This is a genomic window from Anaerolineales bacterium (assembly GCA_022866145.1).
Classification (GTDB): domain Bacteria; phylum Chloroflexota; class Anaerolineae; order Anaerolineales; family E44-bin32; genus PFL42.
In genome coordinates, this window is sequence record JALHUE010000158.1 from 1 (window position 1) to 1,721 (window position 1,721).

General features: G+C 65.7%; 4 protein-coding genes. All 4 read right to left on the reverse strand.

Features of this window, described 5'->3' with window-relative positions:
- Positions 1 to 241: hypothetical protein (locus MUO23_04950; protein ID MCJ7512300.1), on the reverse strand; the 241-nt coding region annotated here is incomplete at its 3' end.
- Positions 238 to 729: a cupredoxin domain-containing protein gene (locus MUO23_04955; protein ID MCJ7512301.1), complete on the reverse strand. Its 492-nt coding sequence runs from the start codon at positions 727 to 729 to the stop codon at positions 238 to 240. The genes MUO23_04955 and MUO23_04950, both read right to left, overlap by 4 nt.
- 6 nt (positions 730 to 735) lie before the next feature.
- Positions 736 to 1,023 carry a PCYCGC domain-containing protein gene (locus MUO23_04960; GenBank protein ID MCJ7512302.1) on the reverse strand — a complete coding sequence of 96 codons (288 nt, stop codon included), beginning with the start codon at positions 1,021 to 1,023 and terminating at the stop codon, positions 736 to 738.
- Between the two features lie 185 nt (positions 1,024 to 1,208).
- Positions 1,209 to 1,721: hypothetical protein (locus tag MUO23_04965; GenBank protein ID MCJ7512303.1), on the reverse strand; the 513-nt coding region annotated here is incomplete at its 5' end.

Consider the following 1,721-nt stretch of genomic DNA (forward strand, 5'->3'; position numbering starts at 1 on the left):
GGCAGACGCCGCACCACAGCCTCCCGAAGAACGGTACGGCCACGATCATCAGCGCTGCCCACCAGGCGATCCATACCAGTACCGTGGCTGGATTGCGGCTCCCAACGGGTGTGCCGAGCAGCCCGGCGACAATCACCAACAGCAGGCCGGCGACCGCGGCGAGTTGAACAGCCAGCTGCGGTCCTCGGGCGATGAGGAGCGACCGGACGAATGGGAACCGAGTGAGGTCGACGTGTGTCATGACGGGACAAAACCAGCACTGGGGGGCGTGGGTTTCCGCCACACAGCCAATCCCCCGACGGCCACGGCCAGGACGGCCAAGGCGACGGCGCGCCAGAAATTGAGCGGCGGGCCGACTCGCAGCCGGCCGGCCATAAACGCATGGAGCGGCCCGCACGGGACCGAGCAGTGGATGCGGAACGTACCGGGGCGATCGGCGACGAAGGAAACGCTCGCCGGCTGGCCGGGGTCGGCGGTCAGGTTGATGTCATAGCCTTCGATATGAAGCCCGTGGACGGTGTCGGCCGACGCCAACTCGATCGTAACCCGATCGCCTGGGTTCACCTTGATCATCGCCGGGGTGAAGGCGTAGGCGCTTGCCTCGACGCGCACGTTGCGGGCGACGCCTCCGGACCGTACCGGCGTCGGCGGCAGGCTGACGACAGCCACCCCCGCCAGGGCCAGCGAGGCAAGAGCACCGGAAATCAGGAGGCGGCGGTGTCGGGCCATGGCGCGCTACGGCATGTTCGACGGCCCGAAGGCGGAATAGGTGGCGTCGATTTGTGTCCGGATTTCGGCCACGCTGCGCCCCTCGTCGAGCATCCGCATCGTGTCCCGGGTGATATCCACGCAGATCGAACACCCGACTGCATGCAGGTCGTAGGTGATGGAACCGTCAGAGGCGACCTCCGAGATGTAGCAAGCGTAGTTGGACGTGTGTCCCATGGCACCACATCCGCAATAGCATGGGAGTTGCATCAGCACCTCGGGATGAGCGTCGGCAAAAGCATAGGCCTGACGCACCACCCGCGGAGCCGACTCAACCTCAAGTGGAAGTCCCTCGGGACTGGCGGCAGGAGCGCAGCCGCTGAGGACCGCTGACAAGGCGATCGCAAACAGCAAGCCCGCCCAACGGACGGGCGAGGTCCACCCCCGGCCGGGGACGGACCTACTCGCCGCGACCTGGTCGCCTAGGGAAAACGGGAGGCTCAAGACGGCATCTCCTCGGCTTCCGATTCGGCCACGAAGCTGCCATGCCAGGTATGCAGCCAAATGGCGCCCGTGGACCCTTCGACGCTCAACATCCCGGCGATGGTTCCGTCGGGGTTGTCAAAATCAAAGGTGTAGTACCCGTAGAACTCGGCGCCGTATCCATGGGCCTTGCTCCCGGGAAGCTGGGCGTCCAACGCCTGCTGAGCGAAGGCCCGGGCCTCGTCCATCGACAGCCGATTCTCGCCGCTGGCGCCGAAGCTCATACGACCGTAGCGATCATTCCACATCATGCTGGGCCTGGGCTCCGGACCGATGGCGCCGGTGGTGGGATCGATAAGGATCTCAAGAGCGCCTCGGCCCGTGCAGCACTCCTCGACCAAGGCATAGAAGTTGTTCTCGAATTCCATCACTTCGGCGACGGCGAAATCGGCCCCGGCGGAAGCGGCGCAATCTTCCGCCAACGTGCGCGCCTGGTCCAGCGAGATGCGGCTGGCGCTTCCGGGCGAAAC

What these genes read in the sequence shown, in the direction of transcription:
- MUO23_04955 (MCJ7512301.1), bottom strand. Translation starts at nt 729, where the DNA reads ATGGCCCGACACCGCCGCCTCCTGATTTCCGGTGCTCTTGCCTCGCTG.